Below are 17,968 nucleotides of genomic sequence, written 5' to 3' on the forward strand. Positions count from 1 at the left end.
TTCGACGGAGAACCGGAGACGATGAGCGAGACCATATCCACGGGCAGCCCCGTGCAGAGACAGAAGCCCAGCACACCCTTCTACCGCGACCTGGCCTTCCAGGTCCTCGTCGGGGTCGCCCTCGGGGTCCTCGTGGGGGCCCTGGCCCCCTCGGTCGGACACCACGTCCAGTTCCTCGGCGACATCTTCATCCACCTCATCCAGATGGTCGTCGGCCTGATCATCTTCTGTACGGTCACCCACGGCATCACCAGCGTCCGCGACCTCGGCAAGGTCGGGCGCATCGCGGTGAAGTCCCTGGTGTACTTCGAGGTGGTCACCACGATCGCGCTCGTCATCGGCCTCGTCGTGGTCAACGTGCTCAGGCCGGGCGCGGGCATGCACATCGACCCGTCGTCGCTGCACGCCGACGCCGCCGGCACGGCGCCGGCCAAGTCGGAGGGCTTCGACGACTTCCTGGTCAGCCTCGTGCCGACCTCCGCGGTCCAGTCCTTCGCACAGGGCGACATCCTCCAGGTGCTGGTGTTCTCCGTGCTGTTCGCCTGCGGCCTCGCCTCGCTGGGCGAGAGGGCGCAGCCGGTGCTCGACATCGTCGGCACCGTGCAGCAGGCGCTGTTCTGGATCATCCGGAAGGTGATGCGCATCGCGCCGGCAGCGGCCTTCGGCGCCATCGCCTTCACGGTGTCCCGCTACGGGCTCGGCACCCTGCTCCCGCTCGCCCGGCTGGTGGGCGTGTTCTACCTGATCGTCGTGCTGTTCTTCGTGCTGGTGCTCTGGCCGGTCGCGCGGTACGCGGGGGTCAGCCTGCTGAAGCTGCTGCGCTACTTCCGTGCGGAACTGGTGCTGGTGCTGGGCACCAGCTCGTCGGAGAGCGTCTTTCCCCAACTGACGGCGAAGCTCAGGAAGCTGGGCGTGGACGAGCCCGTGGTCGGCCTCGTGCTGCCCACCGCCTACAGCTTCAACCACGACGGCACCTGCCTGTACTTCGCCGCGGTCAGCGTGTTCCTCGCCCAGGCCACCGGTACGGACCTGAGCTGGCAGGCCCAGCTCGGGCTGCTGCTCGTCCTGCTGCTCACGTCCAAGGGCGGTGCCGGGGTGTCCGGGTCCGCGATCGCCGTGCTGGCGCTGACCCTGAGCGCGACCCACACGATTCCGGTCAGCAGCATCGCCCTGGTGCTGGGCGTGCACAGCATCCTCTCGGCCGCCTTCGTGTTCACCAACATCGCCGGCAACTGCGTGGCCACCCTGGTCGTCGGGAAGTGGGAGAACGCGGTGGACCGGGTGCGGCTGCGCACCGAACTCGACGCGGGGTACCGGGCCGCGTGACACCACGGGGGTGACGCCCCTGCATGGTGCGGCGGCGCGGCGCGGCGGCGGCCGCCCGGGCGCCGTGCACGCAGAGCCCCCCGCCCCGCCCGCCAGGCGGCGCCCGGCCCCAGCGGCCGGGCGCCGCCTGGCGCGTTCCGGCCGCGCAGGGCCGTGACCGCCGGTGCGGAGCCACCGGGCCACCGGTACGGGGACACCGGTGCGGCCTCTTGACGTCGCACACCACCCTGGTTAGTTTTCTGAACCGGTAAGAAAACTGAACCGAGGGGGAGTTCTGCCGATGCCTCGCAGGGCCGGATCGACCGCGCACGACGACGACTGGGGCGGCTACGAGGACCTGGGCAGAGCCGCACGGGAGAGCGCGGACCTGGCCCGCAACCTGGCCCGCACCACCGAGGAACAGCGGTCGCTGCCGGACGAGCTCGTGACCGCCCTGATCGACGGCGGACTGTGCCGCACCGGCGTCCCGAAGGCCCTGGGCGGCCCCGAGATCCCACCCGCGCAGGTGCTGCGCTCCGCCGAGGCGGTGGCCCGGGGCGACGCGTCCGCGGGGTGGTGCGTGGCCATCGCGGCGACCACCAGCCTGCTGAGCGCCTACCTGCCGGCCAAGGGCGCCGCGGAGGTCTTCGGCGACCCGCGGTCGGTGGGCGCGGGCGTGTGGGCACCGCGTGGCAAGGCCCGGCTGGTGGACGGCGGCGTCCGGGTCTCGGGCCGCTGGGCCTTCTGCAGCGGCGTGACCCACGCCGACTGGCTGCTCGCCGGCTGCGTCCTCGCCGACCCGGGCGCGGCGCAGGACGCCGCGCCCCTCCTGCGGGTCGTCGCGATCCCCACGTCGGAGCTGGAGGTCCTGGACACCTGGCACACCGGCGGTCTGCGCGGCACCGGCAGCCACGACGCGGTGGCCGACGACGTGTTCGTGCCCGCCCACCGGATGGCGTCGGTGGTCGACGGACCGCCCGCGGACGCCACCGCGCTGCACCGCTTCCCGCTCTTCGGCTTCTTCGCGCTGTCGGTGGCCGCCGCCGCCCTCGGCAACGCCCGGGGCGCCATCGACGACCTCGTGGAGCTGGCGGGGGTCCGGCGGCCCTCCGGTTCGAGCAGGACGCTCGCCGAACGCGGTTCGACGCAGTCCGCGGTGGCCCGGGCTGAGGCCGCCCTGCGCGCCGCACGCCTGCTGTACTTCCGGTCGGTGGCCGACGCCTGGGACGCCGCGCAGGACGGGGCCCCGGTGGCGGACGACCTGCGGGTGGGGCTGCGCCTCGCCGCCACCCACGCGGCCGAGGTGGCGGCCGAGGTGGCGTCGCGGATGTACGAACTGGGCGGCGGCGCCGCCATCTACGCGGACTCCCCCCTGCAACGCAGGTTCCGCGACGCGCACACCGTCACCGCACACCTCCAGGTGAACCCCACCACCTGGGAGGTGACGGGCCGCCACCTGCTGGGTCTGCCGATCCGCACCGACCAGCTCTGAGGGCCGCGCCCCGCACCCCCCGCACCCCCGTCCCCGCATCCCCCGCATCCCCCGCATCCCCCGCACCGAAGAAGGAGTTCCGCACGTGACCCGGACCAACGCCCAGTACCGCCTCGTGGCACGGCCCGTCGGCCTGCCCCGGGCCTCGGACTGGAAGTACGTCGAGGAACCGGCCCCGAACCCCGGCGAGGGCGAGTTCCTCGTCGAGGTCGACTACCTGTCCATCGACCCGGCCATGCGCTCCTGGATGAACGAGGGCCGCTCCTACGTTCCCCCGGTCGGCCTGGGCGAGGTGATGCGCGCCGCCGGGATCGGACACGTGGTCGAGTCCCACCACCCCGACCACCCCGTCGGCGAGGTGGTGAGCGGCAGCTTCGGCGTGCAGCGGTACGCGGTCTGCGACGGCAAGGGCGTCACCCCGGTCGACCTGTCCCTCGGCGAGGCCCCCGTCCACCTCGGTGCGCTCGGCTTCAGCGGGCTGACCGCGTACTTCGGCCTGCTCGACATCGGCCGCCCGGAGCCCGGCCAGACGGTGGTGGTCTCCGCCGCCGCCGGCTCCGTCGGCAGCCTGACCGGGCAGATCGCCAAGCTCAAGGGGTGCCGCGTCATCGGCATCGCGGGCGGTCCCGACAAGTGCCGGTTCCTGGTGGACGAGCTGGGCTTCGACGGCGCGGTGGACTACAAGGCCGGGTCCGTGCGCGCCCGGCTCAAGGACCTCGCCCCGAACGGCGTGGACGTGTTCTTCGACAACGTCGGCGGACAGGTACTGGACGACGTGCTGGCCAGGCTCGCGCACGGCGCCCGGGTGGTCATCAGCGGCGCCGTGTCGCAGTACAACTCCACGCAGGGCATGAGCGGGCCGTCCAACTACATGCAGCTCCTCGTCAAACGGGCGTCGATGACGGGGTTCGTCATCTTCGACTACGCGGCGCGCTACGGCGAGGCCAGGGCTGAGCTGGCCGAGTGGCTGCGCTCCGGCCGGCTCAAGGAACGCACCCACGTGATCGAGGGCGGCGTCGAGCGGTTCCCCGAGGCGCTGCTCGGGATGTTCGCGGGGGATAACACCGGCAAGCTGGTCCTGGCCCTGTGACGGACGACCCGTCGCGGTCCGGGTCGGTCGAGCGCGACCTGGCCCACCGCTTCGACGCGGAGTCGGTCGAACGGACCCTGAGGCTCGTCGGCGAGCGCTGGACGCTGCTGATCCTGCGCGAGGCGTTCCTCGGGGTCCGCCGCTACAGCCGCTTCCAGCGGAACCTGTCGATCCCCCGCCCCACCCTGTCCGCCCGGCTGGCGACCCTGGTCGAAACGGGCCTGCTCACGCGGGTGAGGTACGCCAGCGACCCGGACCGCCACGAGTACGTGCTGACGCAGGCGGGGCGGGACCTGTTCCCCGCGGTGGCCACGCTGATGCGGTGGGGCGACACCCACCTGGCAGGACCGGCCGGGCCGCCCATCGTGCTCAGGCACCTGGACTGCGGACACCGGGCGGACGTCCGCCTCACCTGCACCGCCTGCGGTGGCGAGGTGGCCTTCCACAACGTCGCACCGGAACCGGGTCCCTCGTGGACCCGGGACACCGGCCCCGGGAGCGGGGGCGGGGGCGCGGCGGCCGGTGAGGGCGCGTCCACGGCGGACGGCACCGGTCCGGGCACGTCCGGCTGACCGGCGCACGTGGCCCGCTGGCCGCCCCGGGTGCTCGGTACCTTGAGGCTGCACAGTATGTCGCACGTCGTTCGAAGTCCCGGATGCCCTTGCCATCCGCGAACCTCCCCCTCACACTGCGCGGGCCGGGAGGCCGCAGCGCCGGCGGCAGGGCGGCCACCCTGGCGCCCGCACCGGCACCCGCACCCGCACCCAGTGCTGCACGGTGTGCTGGGCCACGAGCTGACCCGCGGCCGTGCGGTCCCCGAGGCACCGGCCCGGGATCGGCTCGTGATCGGCCCGGGAACCGTCTCCGACCCTGCCCGCCCTGCCCCGGCGAACGGAACGGCCGGCCCGGGCGGGGGCGGGCGCAGCCCGTGCGGGCCACCGCGTGCTGTGCTGTACTGGGCCGGTGAGGCTCAGGCACTCCCAGGGGGCACTCCGGGGCGCCCGGCGGTCCGGCGGGGCGGCCTCCGGCACCGCGCGGGACCGGCAGGCCGAGGAGGAGCGCCGCAGGGTCCGACTCATGATCGAGATCACGGCCCGGGCGGGAGCGTACCGCAAGGGGCTGGTGACGGCGGTCGGCCGCCTCAGCCCCGAGGAAGCGGCGATCCTTGCCGACCTGGAGCGGAACGGACTACAGGTTCCGCAACTGCACGACGTGCTGTGCGGCGGCCATGTACTGGTGGACGACCCGCAACTGTACGAGGACTGGCGGTTCGCCGGGCAGAGCCGGCCACGGCTGTCCAGCCACCACCGCGACATCGACAAGACGCTCTACCCGGACATCGGGATGCGCGGGCAGGTCGTGCGGGAGAAGCTGCACGGACGCACCGCACAGGGCACCTGGGTGCAGTTGGAGAAGACCCCCGCCGCCTTCGGTGAGCGCAGGCTGCCCGGCCTGAACGACGTGCGGCACCTCATGGACTACGTCGTGTACCGGATCACCCGCAGCAACGTCGGCCCCTGGGGCCTGTCGCGGATGACGGAGCGGCGCCCGATGTACCTGTCACCGGTCCTGGCCCTGCCCACGCCCCTGACGCCCCCGGTCGCGCGGTCGCTGACCCGGGCACTGCACCGGATCGAGGCGGACGACGACGTGACCGCCGTGTCGAAGGACCTGGCCGTGCGGTTCCCGCCGCCGGACCGGCCGGACCTGGCCGGCGAGCTGGGCCGGTCCCTGTCCGGCAGGGCGGGACGCGGACTGTTCGGCAACTCCGACGTGTGGGTCACCCAGACGCCGTCGCCCAGCGCCGCCGCGGTTCTCGGGGAGGGCTCCGAGCCGTCCGAGGCGGGCGCGTGGCCGCGAGGAGGGGCAGCATGAGCGACGCACGAGGCGAGGGGCCGCGGCCGGTGGCACCGGGCCTCGGGGACGCCGGTGACGTGTCCGTCCCCGAGGGGCTGGTTACTGCCGTACTGAACCTGGTGGACACCGGACCGGTCCTGCTGGGGGCGTACACCATCGCGGAACTCACCGCCGTGGACGCGATCGTGGACTTCCTGGAGGCCACGCCGTCGGACGAGGTGCTCGCCGAGGCGGTCCGCTCGCTGGCGGCGCGCCAACTGCTCCTGGCGGGTTCCACGGCCGAGCAGGTCCAGGTACGAGGTGACCTGGGCATCGCCGTGGCGTTCCAGCGCAGGGCGCGGAAGGTGCTGGACGCGCGCACCACCGGCACGGACCCGGGGGAACCGTGGCGCATCCTCCTGCTCCCCCAGCCGGAGGGGATCTGCCTGGTGGTCCGGATCGACGCGCTCGGCGTCCACCAGATCGGCCTGTACAAGCTCGACGAGGCGCTCCGCGTGCTCACCGACTGGTTGCCCCGCGGCCCGTCGGCCGACCCCGATCCCGCGGTGGACGTCGATGCGGTGCTCGCCGGCTCGGAGCGTTCCGCGCTCATCACCGTCACCCACTACACGGCGCGGGGGTCGGCCGAGACCGCGGGCACCAGTACCGACCTGGTCCTCGCCCGCGACGGCGGGCGGCTGCACGTCCTCTCCCGTGACCCGGACGACCGGGAGAGGCTGGTGCAGAGCCGTACGGAGGGCAGGGACGGCGTCCGCGAGAGACTCGTGGAGCTGCTGGCGTAGCCGCAGCCCGGCCGCGCGCCGGCACGGACACGCGGCCGCCCGCCGGGAGCGGCGGCACGGGTCCAAAGGCCGTCGCCCAGCCCGGCCGGCGGCCGCGCGGCGGACGCACCGCCGCGCGGCCACCGGTCACCGTTCATCAGCCACCGGTCAGGCGGTCCTCACCAGGGGAACGCGTCCGAGTGCTGCAAGGAGACGAGGAACCAGACGACCAGAGGGACGAGGACCACGAGGACGACGACGGCAAGGGCCTTGGCCCATGCCGCTGACTTCCCCGCGCTTTCTTCGGGCATGGCGACTCACAGTGTGGACACGGCGCGGTCGAACGCCTGGGCGTAGGCGGTGGTGCCGGTGCCGTTGGGGTGGTAGCTCTCGCGGCTGATGCACCAGGACCCTCCGAGTTCGCAGCGGAAGTCGCCGTCACCCTGGGGGGCCTTCACGATCTTGTTGATGCCTTCGGGGTCGTCGCAGGCACGTCTGCCCTGGAAGTCGCCGTCGGGCGACTCGTAGCCGACGGGCAGTCCGGCCGTGCGGAGCGAGGTGACCAGTTGCTCCTGCTTGTCCGCCATATAGCGGGCCATCGTGTTGACGCGTATCATCCCCGCGCCCCCGACTCCGCTCACACACAGCAGGACGTCCTCGTCGAAGAGCTGCGGGTACCCCATGAGGACGATCTTCGCGTTGGGCGCGGCGGTGTGGATCTCCCGCAGCACCTTCTCGATCTTCGGGATGGTGTGGTCGATGTCGCTGTCGACGTCGTCCTCGGACGGGCAGCCGGTGGTGGCGCACATCTGCATCACGCTCGGGAAGCCCGCGTCGTTGCCCCCGACGCTCAATGCCACGAGGGTGGTGTCCGCGCTGAGGACACCGGACTTGATCTGCCCCATCTCGTGGAACTCGCCGTCGGCCTGGGCGTACTTGCTCCGGTCGTCCCACGACAGGGGCCACGCGTCGTAGTCGTTGCCCTGGTCGTCGGTGTCCTTTCCGCGGACGTTCCACGTCAGGGCGCCGGAACAGGCGACGTCGAGGAAGTCGGCGGAGGCGGCGTACTGGTCGGAGAGCTCGCCGATGGTGGACGTCCTGCCGGGCAGGGTGGCCTTGCGCGCCCAGGAGTTGTCGCTGCGCCGGCAGGCGTTCCAGGTCTGCTCGTCGTGGTCCCGGTCGGACTCGGGCGAGTAGGAGCCCGCACCCTCGCCGGAGGAGTACGAGTCGCCCATGACGACGACCATGTCCTTGGGCTTGGCGGCGAGTTCCTGGAAGGCGACCGAAGTGAACGCGATGTCGTCGTCGGCCGTACCGTCGTCGGTGGTGTTCGACAGCTCCACGCGCGGTGTGCCGGTGAAGTGGTAGACGCCGAGCTCCACCCAGGTGTTCTCGCCGTAGTGGGTGTTGACGTAGCGGTCCCGGTCCCCGCCCTCCACGCCCTCGACCACGTAGTGGGCCTGCTGGGTGTGGGCACCCGTGTCGGGGAGCTGCACGAACACACGGGCCCAGCCGAGGCTCTGGCCGAGGGTCCAGGTACCCGTGATGGTCAAGGGGCCCCCAGGGCCGCCGAGGTGGGCCGAGTTGCGGCTGTGGGTGTACCAGAAGTGGCCGCCGTAGCCGCCGCCGACCTGGTGCAGGTCGGCCTTCGCTTCGTACTGGCTGTCGGAGTCGGCGTTGAAGCCGAACTGGAAGCTGCCCGACGACGTCACCTGTCCGCAGTCGCTCCACGACTCGGTTCCGTTGGGCACGGAGGCCACGACATGGGACCCGGTCGGCGCGCCGGAGCAGACCGGCTCACCGTTTTGGAGCCGGTAGCCGCGTCCTGGCTCCGCGACGAGCGTCTCGTACTTGAGGTGCTCGTGGCCGCAGTCGGTCGCGCAGTCGTCCTTCCAGGTGGCGTTCGGCGCGTGCCACCAGTACTGCTCGTAGCACTCCTCGGTGGGGCAGTCGGGCGGGCTGGTCGAGTCGCAGTTGTTGTAGCTGTTGCAGAACGTGTCCAGGGGCGGCGAGACCCGGCTGCGGTCGGCGTCGCTGACCCACCAGGCGGGGTAGAAGCCGGCCGAGGAGAAGCCCGACTCGCCCGGCCAGTCCTGGCGGCCGGAGGTGGCGTAGGAGAATCCGGTGTCGATGGACCAGGCGGACCAGCCCATCACCTTCTCCTCGTACGGCCAGTCCTGCGGGTGCGCCGCGTCGTGGTTGGCGTCGGGGTCGAGGCTGGTGTCCATGAACGGGTGGCCCCAACTGTTCTTGTAGATCGGGTTGGCCGGGTTGTTGTACCAGCCGAGTCCCCAGGGGCCGGTGGTGCCCGGCTGAGGGGGGTTGAAGCCGAGGTTGTAGTTCCACACCGCGGTGAACCAGTTCTCCACCCGCGAGGGGTCGTCGTCGTTGACGGTGATCGTCTGCCCGTCGGTGTGGACCTCGTTCCACTTGTCGGCGAGGATCTGCACGGCCGCCGCGACGTTCACCGCGTAGTCGACCGCCACGGCCTTCTGCTTCGTCGCGGAGAGGCTGGTCTCGCCCGGCTTCTCGTGCCCGGCCAGGCGCATCCCGTCGGTGACCTGGCCGACGCCGTAACCGCAGTCCGAGTCGTCCCAGTGGATCTTCCAGTAGTCGGAGGTCGAGCCGTCCGCGTCATGCCCGTAGTAGCCGTCCACGGCGGCCAGCGGGTTGCCCATCTGGCCGGGTATCACGCCGGATTCCGCCTGCCAGAGGTTGGACTCCTGGGCGAGGACGCCGAGCAGCACGTTCGCCGGCACGCGCCCGCCGCCGATCAGCGTCGGGACGGGGAACAGGTCCTGCGGGTCGATGGTGCCAAGGCCGGTCTGGTCGCGGTAGCCGCCCTGCCGGAGCCAGTTCGAGCGCAGGTCGCCGCGTACGGCCATGTCGACCGCCCACTCGACCTGGTTGGGCGTGGGTTGCAGTGCCTGCGCGCCCACGTCGTTGCGGGAGACGGAGCACCAGCGGTCGGTGTCGACGGGGGTGGTGGACACCGCGCCGGCCGTCGCCGTGTGCGTCAGTTGAGCGTGCGTCCCCTCGGCCGCGCCGCTGTCGGTGAGAGCCGGGGACAGCGTGGCCGCAGACGTGCCCGAGGACGCCTGCTCGACGCTCTGGCTGAGCTTCTCGCCGGTGGCGGTCGCCGTCGAGGTCACCGTGGTGGGCTCGGCCGCCGCCTGTGCGCCCTGCCCCCGTGCGGTGGTCCTCGGCTTGGTGAAGCCCCGGCCCGCGTCCTTGATCCGGTCCAGGCCCGCCTGCACGCCGGGGGTGAGGACCGGGTCGACGGCGAGCAGGCCGTGGCTGGAGACGGCCGTGTCGGCCGGCGCGTCGATGCGGGTGACGCCGGTGCCCCGGGTGTGCGGGGTGCCGGTGGGACGACCGGTGAGGAACACCCGGCCCGCGGTCCCCTGCGCCAGGTCGAGGTCACCGAGCCTGCCGGACGCGAGGGTGGTCGGTCTCCCGTGCCCGGTGAACACCTTGGCCTGCGCCGTGGAGGTGTTCCTACGGTCGACGAAGGCGATCCGCCCGTGCGCGGCGGGGCGGATGTCGAACGGGACGCTGTTCGCGCCGGCGAGCCTGGCCACCTTTCCCGTGCGGCCGATGTGGACCAGGTCGTGCCCGCGGCCGGCGACCGTGCCGTCCCGCACCGGCACCGCGCTGGTGATCTCACCGGCGGCGACGGCCGCACCGACGGTCCTGCCTGCCGTGTCGACGGTCGTCAGACGGGTCTTCGTCCTGCGGGCGTCGTTCATGTCCCGGAAGGCGGTGAACGCGGCGGTGTGCGTCGTCGGATTGCAGGACGGGTCGAAGTACGCGAGCGAAGCGGTGAACGGCAGCTTCGTCACACGGCCGGTGTCGAGGTCGACGACGGCGGTGAAGGCGCCGCCCTGCATCAGGTCCGGCTTGTTCGTGAAGTTCCGCGGCGCATAGGCGACGGCGGCGTGGGAGTGGTCCATGACGCAGGCGTTGCCGATCCACGAGTCCGCCGGCATGCCAGGTTCAGCCAGCATGGCAGCGGTCTTCCACGCGTACGCCTGCGCACTGTCCGCGAGAAGGATGCGCAGGCCGTCGGTGTCGGACGCGGCGACGACGGCCCGGTCCCCGGAGGACTTCCAGCCCTTGCCGAGCTTCCTGTCCGGGTCAGTGACCCGGCCCGGCGGCCGGGCCGTCGGCTGCCGTGTTCCCGGGCTGCCGCCGGGGTGCGGTCCGGGTGCGGCCGCGGCCGGCGTGCCCTGGAGCAGACCGCCGGCGAGTGCGGCGCAGACGGCCACCGCCGCCAGGGGCGCGTAGGTTCTTCGTCTCGCTCTCAAGAGGTCGTCTTCCCCACATTCGACGGATCTCCCGCGCCGGGTCGGCACACGGGAGCGCTCCCCTCCGGGACGCCGGTGCGTCGTGGGCGGGAGCGGAGTTTCGATGTGCTCTGCGGTAACTGCGGTGACTGAGGCGCCGGGCGGGCCGGACGGCGGCAGTACGTCCTCGGGGGACGAGCGGGCGTGACGGGGCCTCGCACAAGTCCCGGGGCGGTCGGATCCGCCCCTCGGCCGTGCGGCGTTCCCGGCGCCTGTCGCCCTGGTCGCGCCCTGGCCTCAGCCGGCGAGCCGGAAGGAGGGTGCCCTTTCGTCGCCGGCGCTCACGAAGCGGTCGAAGTGCCGGTCAGAATGTCACGTCCCGTGTCTCTCCGGTGTCGTCGGCGTGCGCCGCAGGAGGTGGTACCCGAATGGGATCCAGTTCTGGTCTGGTCCAGTGCACCGATGCGGAGCCACTGTAGGCGCGGGGCACGTGCAGGGGGCAACGATTATTCGAGGCATGACGGAAAATCGATCTCGTTGCGACGCCCGGGGCCCGTGCCCGCGGCAGCGTGGTCCCGGCCCCGCACCTGCGAACTCGCCGTGAACATGACCTGCGGTCGAGGGCGGCTCCGCGCCGTCGGCTTGGCCGGACTGCGGCCTTGGAGGACGTGCAGCCCGACGGACCCGTGGGGTCCGGTTGCCGGAGCGGGCCGGCGGGACGACACTCCGGCCCCGTCGCCACCACGGGGCGCGCGCCTTCCCGCCGGGCACGCCGGCCGCCGGCGTAGACACGTTGCCCGGGTCAGTGCGTCGGGGGGTTGAACCGGGAGTAGGCGGGCGCGCTCCAGCGCAGCGGGGTCGCCGCGGCGATCTCCCGCACGGCCCTGATGTGGTACTCCACCATGCGCTGGGCCCCGGGCACGTTCTCGACGGCCTCGGGATCCCACAGGACGCGGGCCGAACCGGTGAGCTGGAGGGCGGAGCCGGTCTCCCAGCCGGGAAAGAGCAGCCCCGCCCCGGGATGGAGGGCCAGGTTGCCGAGGGTCATGAACATGGCGTTCCCGACGTAGTCGGGCCAGCGCAGCACCGTGGGCGAGACGACCTGGACGAAACCGGGGTTGCCCCCGCGGTGGGACGCGTCCGCGTCGCCGTCGTCGGAGGCGGTGGCGATGAAGAAGGTGTCTGCCGTGCCGACCGTCCGCTGCTGCGCCGGGCTGAGCGAGGTGCCGTCGCTCACGGCCCCCGGGTGGGCGCCTGCCGTCCCGTCCTCGGGCAGGTGCGGGCGGAGCTCGCGTTGTTGCAGGTACTTCGGGCAGTTGGAGAAGACCTGGTCGAGGTCGACGTGCAGGCCCCGTCCCGCCCGGACCGCACGGCCGTTGAGCCGCATGCGCCGTCGGGTGGCCGGCTCGATGGCGAGCAGGCCGAGGTGGACGGGGGCGTTGGGCGCCCCCGCACCGCCGAGGATCCTGGCCAGGGGGTCCCCCGGTGGCGGCAGCGCGTCGATGAGGAGGCCCCAGGGGTCCACGGCGCGGAGGAAGCCGGGCGGGCCTGTCAACTGGGTGGCCCACAGGTTCCCCCCCGCGTCTGCGCCACCGGCGATGATCATCGGCTGCTCGGCGAGGAAGGCCGCGGCGACCGGCGGGATGGAGTCGCCGATGACACGGAGTGCGGACCGCGCCCGTGAGTCGAGTCCCGCCCGGGTCTGCACCGCGATCTCACCGCTGTGGTAGGCCATACCCCTCGGCCCTCCTTTTCCATGGTGCTCCGTGGCCGATGCCGATCCGTGCCCGCCAGCGGCCGCGGATCGTCTAGAAGAAGCCGCAGGTGGGGGCGCCGGGAGTGGGAGCGTCTGCCGGGTCGGCGCCGGAGGGCGCGTAGATTTCGAGGCGGGTCCCGTCGGGGTCGGCGAAGAAGATGCCTCCGGAGGTGCCGCCCTCGCCGTGCGGGACGACACCGTCATGGGCGAACTCGGCGCCCAGGGCACGCAGGACCTCCGCGGCGGCGTTGACCTCGTCGATGGTGCCGACCTGGAACGACAGGTGGTGCAGGCCCGGGGCCGCCGTGTCGAAGCTGCCCGTGCTCTGCTGCCAGAGGGTGACGAGGAGCCGTCCTTCCCGGCCGAGGAAGGCCCACCGCCTGTCCTCCTCCTTGCCCTCCGCCATCACCTCGAAGCCGAACACCGCGCGGTAGAACGCGAGCGAGCGCTCCAGGTCCGTGACGTTCAGGCCGACGTGCCCCGTTTCCAGCGTCCCGATCGCGCCCATGCCCATCCCCTGCCTTCCTCGGGGCCACGAGCAGACCCCACAACCCTTGAAAGGGACTTTACGGGTTAGAACCTGCGATGGTCAACCGCTACGGGAGCATGAGAGAGTTAGAGATGTGGACAGCACCCGGCGAGGAGTCGGGGGCGACCCGTCAGCCCCAGAGTTTATATCGGCCTATATAGTGAGCAGATGCCCCTTTGGTGACTACTGCGCCCCCTAACAGACATCACCGAGGACGCACAGCGGGGCCCGAAATCCTCACCCACCGGGTAACTGATCAACTCGGCATAGGCGGTTAAGGATTCGCCGAGCGGAGCGGCGCGCCGTCGCGGAGCGGGATCCGCAGGGTTCGACGGCCGAGCCGACGCGCGCCGACCGGCTGCCGTCCGCCTGACGGGACCCACGCGAGCAGGCCCGGCCGTGACGGCCGGGCCTGCTCGTACGAAACACACCCAACTGGGCGCCGCGCCGCAGCGCGTGGCGCCGTCCCGGGGGGCGGGTCCCGGGGGGCGGGTCCCGGGGGGCGGGTGGGCCGGACGCGGCCGCGAAAGACCCCCTCCCGCGCCCGGGACGGCACGGCACGGCACGGCACGGCAGCGGGGACCGTCAGGGGGCCTCGCCCAGTTCGGCCTGCTCCAGGCGGGACTCCTCCTTCGCGTCCTCGATGTGTTCGAGGACCCGCTCGCGCGGCAGCTTCACCCGCAGCGCCAGCAGGTAGACGATCGCGGTCAGCACCAGGTTGACCACGAAGCCCCAGCCGAGGCCGATCCAGCCCTGACCGCCGTCGTAGTCGCCGGCCCAACTGATCACGACGAGGCCGATCAGCCACGGCATGACCCAGGACGCGCCCGCCTTCCAGTCCATCTTCGGGGCGCGGCCCTTGTCCAGGGCCTGGAAGACCGCGAGCAGGACGAAACCGATGCCGATGGTGGCGAACAGCTTGTAGTTGGTGTTCCAGCCGGCCCAGTACACGATCAGGTTCGCCGAGTAGAGGCCGAGGAAGGGGATGACGTCGCCGCCGGGAATCCTGTACGGGCGCTCGTACTCCGGGATCTGGCGGCGCATGACGGCCAGCACCAGCGGTCCCGAGCCGAACGACAGCACGGTTGCCGAGGTGATGAACCCGACCAGTTCCTGCCAGCTCGGAAACGGGAGGAAGACCACGAGGCCGAGGACGAAGGTCACGATCAGACTGACCAGCGGGGCACCCTTGGGCGTGGTCTTCGCCAGGCCCGCGGGCGCGTTGCGGTTGCGGGCCATCGCATAGGAGATGCGGGCCGTGACGGTGGTGTAGATCAGGCCGGTGTCGGCGGGCGAGATGACCGCGTCCACGTAGAGGATGTAGGCCAGCCAACCGAGGCCGATGGCGCTGGAGATCGCGGCCAGCGGACCGAAGTCGTTCGCGAAGGCCAGGTTGAGCCAGCCGTGCGAGTGCTTGAGGTCGCCGTCGGGGACGGCGCCGAGGAAGGCCACCTCGAGCAGGACGTAGATCACGCCGGTGAGCAGCACGGAGCCGACGACGGCGAACGGGACGTTGCGCCGCGGGTTGCTGGTCTCGCCCGCCAGCTCCACACCCTGGCGGAAGCCGAGGAACGAGAAGGTGATGCCGGCGGTGGATATCGCGGTGAAGATGCCCTTGGCACCGCCGGGGGCGAAGCCGCCGTACTCCTTGGCGCCGATGTTGTGGCCGTGGAACGCGGTCACGAAGAAGGCCACGATCACCAGGGCGATGGCGAGCAGCTTCCACCAGACCAGGACGTTGTTGACGCGGGCGAACCAGCGGATGCCGTAGTAGTTGAGCATCACGAAGAACGCCATGGCGATCACCGCGACCACATAACCGAGAGCGGTCAGCGTGTACGCACCGTTCGCCTCATGGAAATCGGTGAAATGCGCCCATTTCGTGGCGTACTGAAGGGCGCCCTCGACCTCGATCGGCGCCACCGTCGCGGCGGCGACCCAGGTGATCCAGCCCATGGTGTAGCTGGCGAAGGAACCAAACGAAAGGTGTGGAAAACGCACCACACCACCCGAAACTGGAAACATCGTGCCCAGTTCGGCGAAACACAGCCCGATGAGGAGGATCATCACCGCCGCTATCGCCCACGAGAAGATCGACGCGGGCCCGGCGATCTTCGCCGCGTTCAACGCGCCGAAGAGCCAGCCGGACCCGATGATCGATCCCACACCTGCGAACAGCAGGCTGACGCGGCCCATGTCTCTGCGCAACGCCGGTTGTTGCTCCGGGGTACCCTCCGGAGACTGAGCGATCGTAGCCATCACCACACCCGTCCCTGATCTGAGACCCGCCCTTGTGAGGCCTGGGTCTCCGCCTGCTACTGAGACGGCCCCTGCCCGGCGATCCACAATCCATGCGTCTTGAATGTTTATCGGCTCGGGCGGGTGGACGTGCGCCTCACGGCGACCGGGCGCCCCGCCGGCTCGGCGAAGGCCCGGCCTCCGTGCTCGCGGGCCTCATCCGGTGGCGTCGGCCAGGGTCTGCCGCACCACGATCGCCGCCCGTTCCGCGTCCTGCCGCGAGACGTCGAGATGGAACACGAAACGGAAGTACGGGCGACCGCCCGTGCACAGCACGCCCCGGGCCGCGAGCCGCTCCACCAGGTCCGGCGGGGTGACGCCCGCCACGGCCCGGGCGAACACCATGTTGGTGCGCGCCGCGCCCACCTCAAGCCCCTTCGCACCGCCGACGGCCTCGACGAACAGCGCGGCGTTCGCGTGGTCCTCAGCCAGCCGCTCGACGTGGTGGTCCAGCGCGTACGACGCGGCCGCGGCCAGTACTCCCGCCTGCCGCATGCCGCCGCCCAGCGCCTTGCGCCACCGCCTGGCCTCGCCGATGAACTCCCGCGACCCCAGCAGCGCCGAGCCCACGGGCGCCCCCAGGCCCTTGCTGAAGCACACGGACACGCTGTCGAAGCGCTCCGCGATCCTGCGCGCACCCTGGCGGGGATCACCGCCGCCGGCCACCGCGGCGTTGAACAGCCTCGCTCCGTCCAGGTGCGTCGCCAGTGAGTGCCTGCGGGCCAGGGCCGTGGCCGCCCGAAGCTGCTCGGGAGCCATCGCCGTGCCGCCGTGGGTGTTCTCCAGGCACAGCAGCCGGGTCCGTGCGAAGTGCGGATCGTCCGGCTTGACCGCGGCCTCGATGTCCGCCAGGTCGATCGTCCCCTCTCCCCTGTCCGGCAACGGCTGCGGCTGGATCCCCCCGAGGACGGCCGCCCCGCCGCCCTCGTGGGTGTAGAGGTGCGCGTCCCACATCGCGAGGTACTCGTCGCCCCGCCCGCAGTGGCTGAGCAGTGCACAGAGATTGCTCTGGGTGCCCGAGGAGACGAACAGCGCGGCGGGGAAGCCCAGCAGCTCCGCCACCCGCTCCTGCAGAGCGTTCACCGCGGGATCGTCGCCGAACACGTCGTCCCCCACGTCGGCCCGCGCCATGGCGGCGCGCATCGGATCGGTGGGCCGGGTGACGGTGTCGCTGCGCAGGTCTATGACGTTGTCCATGCCCCTTTCCTACCGGATCGCCCACCCGGGGCCGTCGACGGGGCGGCAGGGCCCTCGTCCGCCGGGCCGGTGGGCGAGGCGCCCGTGGGGCTGTCCCGTCCGACGGGCGGCCAATAGCCTGGTGCAGTAGCCAACTACGCATACGAGGGAGCCCCATGTCCACCGCGCAGCAGGTCCCCGACATCCTCTCGCCCGAGTTCGCGGCCGATCCCTACCCGGCCTACCGGCTGATGCGTGACTCCAGGCCCCTCATCTGGCACGAGGCTACGCAGAGTTACATCATTTCGCGCTACGAGGACGTCGAGCGCGTCTTCAAGGACAAGAGCGGCCAGTTCAGCACCGACAATTACGACTGGCAGATCGAGCCCGTGCACGGCAGGACGATCCTTCAGCTCAGCGGCCGGGAGCACGCCGTGCGCCGCGCCCTCGTCGCCCCCGCCTTCCGCGGCAGCGACCTGCAGGAGAAGTTCCTGCCCGTCATCGAGCGCAACTCCCGCGAACTGATCGACACTTTCAGGCACACCGGCTCCGCCGACCTGGTCGCCGACTACGCCACCCGCTTCCCGGTCAACGTGATCGCCGACATGCTGGGCCTCGACAAGGCCGACCACGCCCGCTTCCACCGCTGGTACACGGCCGTCATCGCCTTCCTCGGCAACCTCTCGGGCGACCCCGAGGTGGCCGCGGCGGGAGAGCGGACCCGCGTCGAGTTCGCCGAGTACATGCTGCCGATCATTCGCGAACGCCGCGGGAACCTGGGCGGCGACCTGCTGTCCACGCTGTGCGCCGCCGAGGTCGACGGCGTGCGGATGAGCGACGAGGACATCAAGGCGTTCTGCAGCCTGCTGCTGGCCGCCGGCGGCGAGACCACCGACAAGGCGATCGCCAGCATCTTCGCGAACCTGCTGCTCCACACCGACCAGCTCGCCGCCGTCCGCGCGGACCGCAGCCTGATCCCGCGGGCCTTCGCGGAGACCCTGCGCTACACGCCGCCCGTGCACATGATCATGCGGCAGTCCACGACCGAGGTGACGCTCAGCGGCGGCACCGTACCCCCCGGCGCCACGGTCACCTGTCTGATCGGCGCGGCCAACCGCGACGAGAAGCGCTACCGCGACCCTGACCGCTTCGACATCTTCCGCGACGACCTCACCACCACGACCGCCTTCTCCGCCGCCGCCGACCACCTCGCCTTCGCGCTCGGCCGGCACTTCTGCGTCGGCGCGCTGCTCGCCAGAGCCGAGGTCGAGACCGGCGTCAACCAGCTCCTCGACGCCATGCCAGACCTCCGCCTCGCCGACGGCTTCGACCCGGTCGAGCAGGGCGTCTTCACCCGCGGCCCGCAGTCCCTGCCGGTCCGGTTCACGCCGTGAGCGCACGGCCCGCCCCCGGCCGGG

The 17,968-nt window shown here is 71.7% G+C and carries 13 protein-coding genes; 7 read left to right on the forward strand and 6 right to left on the reverse strand.

Annotation, left to right across the window (positions count from 1 at the left end; translation table 11 throughout):
* Positions 1-21 precede the first annotated feature (21 nt).
* From IE313_RS11995 to IE313_RS12020, 6 genes are all read left to right on the forward strand, one after another.
* Positions 22-1,326 carry a cation:dicarboxylate symporter family transporter gene (locus IE313_RS11995; protein ID WP_189931097.1) on the forward strand — a complete coding sequence of 435 codons (1,305 nt, stop codon included), beginning with the start codon at positions 22-24 and terminating at the stop codon, positions 1,324-1,326.
* Positions 1,327-1,606: 280 nt separating this feature from the next.
* Positions 1,607-2,797 (forward strand): acyl-CoA dehydrogenase family protein, encoded by a 1,191-nt coding sequence (locus tag IE313_RS12000; RefSeq protein WP_189931099.1) that lies wholly within the window; start codon positions 1,607-1,609, stop codon positions 2,795-2,797.
* Positions 2,798-2,882: 85 nt separating this feature from the next.
* Positions 2,883-3,887 (forward strand): NADP-dependent oxidoreductase, encoded by a 1,005-nt coding sequence (locus IE313_RS12005; RefSeq protein ID WP_189931101.1) that lies wholly within the window; start codon positions 2,883-2,885, stop codon positions 3,885-3,887.
* Positions 3,884-4,459 (forward strand): winged helix-turn-helix transcriptional regulator, encoded by a 576-nt coding sequence (locus tag IE313_RS12010; RefSeq protein WP_189931103.1) that lies wholly within the window; start codon positions 3,884-3,886, stop codon positions 4,457-4,459. The genes IE313_RS12005 and IE313_RS12010 overlap by 4 nt, the downstream gene beginning before the upstream one ends.
* A gap of 505 nt (positions 4,460-4,964) precedes the next feature.
* A complete protein-coding gene (locus IE313_RS12015; protein WP_189931105.1) occupies positions 4,965-5,762 on the forward strand; it encodes a hypothetical protein in 798 nt (265 codons plus the stop codon).
* On the forward strand, positions 5,759-6,526 hold the full coding sequence (locus IE313_RS12020; RefSeq protein WP_189931107.1) for a hypothetical protein: 768 nt from the start codon (positions 5,759-5,761) through the stop codon (positions 6,524-6,526). The genes IE313_RS12015 and IE313_RS12020 overlap by 4 nt, the downstream gene beginning before the upstream one ends.
* Positions 6,527-6,684: 158 nt before the next feature.
* On the opposite strand, the gene IE313_RS35990 is transcribed toward IE313_RS12020, so the two are convergent.
* The 6 genes from IE313_RS35990 to ltaE form a co-directional block, all read right to left on the reverse strand.
* Positions 6,685-6,816 (reverse strand): hypothetical protein, encoded by a 132-nt coding sequence (locus tag IE313_RS35990; RefSeq protein ID WP_268256700.1) that lies wholly within the window; start codon positions 6,814-6,816, stop codon positions 6,685-6,687.
* Positions 6,817-6,822: 6 nt separating this feature from the next.
* A complete protein-coding gene (locus IE313_RS12025; protein ID WP_229924560.1) occupies positions 6,823-10,812 on the reverse strand; it encodes an SGNH/GDSL hydrolase family protein in 3,990 nt (1,329 codons plus the stop codon).
* A gap of 781 nt (positions 10,813-11,593) precedes the next feature.
* On the reverse strand, positions 11,594-12,526 hold the full coding sequence (locus IE313_RS12030; RefSeq protein WP_189931109.1) for a pyridoxamine 5'-phosphate oxidase family protein: 933 nt from the start codon (positions 12,524-12,526) through the stop codon (positions 11,594-11,596).
* A 73-nt stretch (positions 12,527-12,599) separates the two neighbouring features.
* Positions 12,600-13,055 carry a VOC family protein gene (locus IE313_RS12035; protein WP_229924561.1) on the reverse strand — a complete coding sequence of 152 codons (456 nt, stop codon included), beginning with the start codon at positions 13,053-13,055 and terminating at the stop codon, positions 12,600-12,602.
* A gap of 606 nt (positions 13,056-13,661) precedes the next feature.
* The gene (locus IE313_RS12040) at positions 13,662-15,284 is read right to left on the reverse strand and encodes an APC family permease (protein ID WP_229924562.1); all 1,623 of its coding nucleotides are present in this window, start codon (positions 15,282-15,284) and stop codon (positions 13,662-13,664) included.
* 246 nt (positions 15,285-15,530) lie between these two features.
* On the reverse strand, positions 15,531-16,571 hold the full coding sequence (gene ltaE, locus IE313_RS12045; protein WP_189931113.1) for a low-specificity L-threonine aldolase: 1,041 nt from the start codon (positions 16,569-16,571) through the stop codon (positions 15,531-15,533).
* A gap of 155 nt (positions 16,572-16,726) precedes the next feature.
* Between ltaE and IE313_RS12050 the strand changes: the two genes are divergently transcribed.
* Complete coding sequence (locus IE313_RS12050) at positions 16,727-17,944, forward strand: cytochrome P450 (RefSeq protein WP_189931122.1); 1,218 nt, start codon at positions 16,727-16,729, stop codon at positions 17,942-17,944.
* The last annotated feature ends 24 nt before the right edge of the window (positions 17,945-17,968 follow it).

Origin of the sequence: Streptomyces sulfonofaciens (assembly GCF_014656295.1) — a bacterium.
GTDB lineage: Bacteria > Actinomycetota > Actinomycetes > Streptomycetales > Streptomycetaceae > Streptomyces > Streptomyces sulfonofaciens.